Annotated in this window: 1 protein-coding gene; it reads right to left on the bottom strand. The window is 58.6% G+C overall.

The annotated features are described in order from the left end of the window. Positions 1-16: 16 nt before the first annotated feature. A protein-coding gene (locus tag FKW19_RS15185; RefSeq protein WP_162870688.1) for an IS630 family transposase occupies positions 17-963 on the bottom strand; the annotation gives its coding sequence in 2 pieces (ribosomal slippage) (positions 17-624 and positions 624-963; 948 coding nt in all). Positions 964-1,046: the final 83 nt, after the last annotated feature.

The following is a 1,046-nucleotide window of genomic DNA, read 5'->3' as shown; positions in this document are numbered from 1 at the left end:
CTAGAGCGGTTCCACTTTAATCTGGTTCATATCCAGAGGCTGTAAAGAAACTGGCGCATTGACTGGGAGTGAAAGCCGGAAGCAGTGCGCCGACGGTATCCCACAGAGCACCGACAGTCCGTTCAGCTTTGGCGCGCAGCAAGGCCTTGAGTTTTGAGAAGGCCATTTCGATGGGATTGAAGTCCGGGCTGTATGGCGGAAGGAACATCAGTTCCGCCCCTGCCTGCTCAATGGCCTTCTGTGCCGCCGGAAGCTTATGCGCCGGAAGATTGTCCATCACGACGATATCGCCCGGCTTCAGTGTCGGGATGAGAACCCGTTCGACATAAACCTGAAAGATCCTGCCGTTCATGGGACCATCATGCACGAAGGGCGCGGTCAGGCCTGTCAGACGCAGCCCCCCGGTGAAAGTCGTGGTTTTCCAGTGACCGTGCGGCACACCGGCGCGGCAACGTTCCCCGCGCAAGGCACGCCCGCGCAGACGGGCCATCTTCGTGGAGAGGCTGGTTTCGTCAATGAACACCAGACGTTGCGGATCAAGGTCAGGCTGGAGATCAAACCAGTCCTGTCGTCGCTTCAGGACGTCTTCACGCTCCTGCTCCAGTGCATGAGCGGTCTTTTTTTGAATGTCCATCCGTGTTGCTGCAACCAGCGACTGAGCATGCTGCGACCGATCCCGACGGCCCGTTCGCTTTCCAGACGCGCCATCATTTCGTGAAGCGTGATGTCTTTTTGCGCTTCGATCATGCCGGCAATGAACGCTTCATGCGCGTCCAGCCGTGATCCGCGCGGTTTGCCCTGACGACGGGGCGTCCGCTCGCCGCTCTCACGTTCCCGACGCAACCAGCGGATCGCCGTCGAAATCCCAACACCAAACCGCGCCGCAATCGAGCGGGCCGATGCTCCCGCAGCTCCAGCCTCCAGAACCCGCTTCCGAAGATCATCACTCAATGCTCGTGCCATCACCCTCTCCATCAGGAAAAACGGTGAATCACAAGACGCCTTCAGTGTCACCTCTCGATTCAGGATTCAGTGGAACTGCTCTA

Origin of the sequence: Acetobacter sp. DmW_125128, from assembly GCF_008704325.1 — a bacterium.
GTDB lineage: Bacteria > Pseudomonadota > Alphaproteobacteria > Acetobacterales > Acetobacteraceae > Acetobacter > Acetobacter oryzifermentans.
The sequence above is the reverse complement of the archived record's forward strand: the minus strand, read 5'-3'. Positions and strand labels throughout refer to the sequence as shown.